Below are 760 nucleotides of genomic sequence, written 5' to 3' on the forward strand. Positions count from 1 at the left end.
TGCATGAACCAGCCGTGGCTGACGATGAACGACTGGCCGGTGAGCGCCGCACTCGGGAACGCCGACAGGAACAGCACCGTCTTCGCGACGTCCTCGACGGTCGTGAACACGCCGTCGACCGTCTGGCCGAGCATCACCTTCTTCACGACTTCCTCTTCGCTGATCCCGAGCTCCTTCGCCTGCTCCGGAATCTGCTTGTCGACGAGCGGCGTGCGCACGAAGCCCGGACACACGACGTGCGAGCGCACGTTGTGCTTCGCGCCTTCCTTCGCCAGCACGCGCGCGAGACCCAGCAGCCCGTGCTTCGCCGTCACATATGCCGACTTCAGCGGCGACGCCTCGTGCGAATGCACCGAGCCCATGTAGATCACGACGCCGCCGCGATCGTCCTGGTACATGTGCTTGAGCGCGGCCTTCGTCGTCAGGAACGCGCCGTCCACGTGAATCGCCTGCATCTTCTTCCAGTCGGCGAACGAATAGTTCTCGATCGGATTGACGATCTGGATGCCCGCGTTCGACACCAGGATGTCGACCGAGCCGAACGTTTCGGCAACCTTGTCGATGCCGCTGTTGACCGCGTCTTCGTTCGTCACGTCCATCGCGACGCCGATCGCCTGGCCGCCCGCCTGCTTGATCTGCTCGGCGACCGCGTTCGCGCCGTCCTGATTCAGATCGGCGATCGCCACCGCCGCGCCCGCTCGCGCGAGCTCCAGCGCGATTTCCTTGCCGATGCCGCTTGCTGCTCCCGTCACGACTGCCG

General features: G+C 65.0%; 1 protein-coding gene. It reads right to left on the bottom strand.

Annotated features, from left to right (window positions below; translation table 11 throughout):
- A partial coding sequence (locus WS62_RS05740) for a 3-hydroxybutyrate dehydrogenase (protein ID WP_082720728.1) occupies positions 1–760 on the bottom strand: 760 nt, incomplete at both ends.

Origin of the sequence: Burkholderia sp. ABCPW 14, assembly GCF_001523835.1 — a bacterium.
GTDB classification, from domain to species: domain Bacteria; phylum Pseudomonadota; class Gammaproteobacteria; order Burkholderiales; family Burkholderiaceae; genus Burkholderia; species Burkholderia mayonis.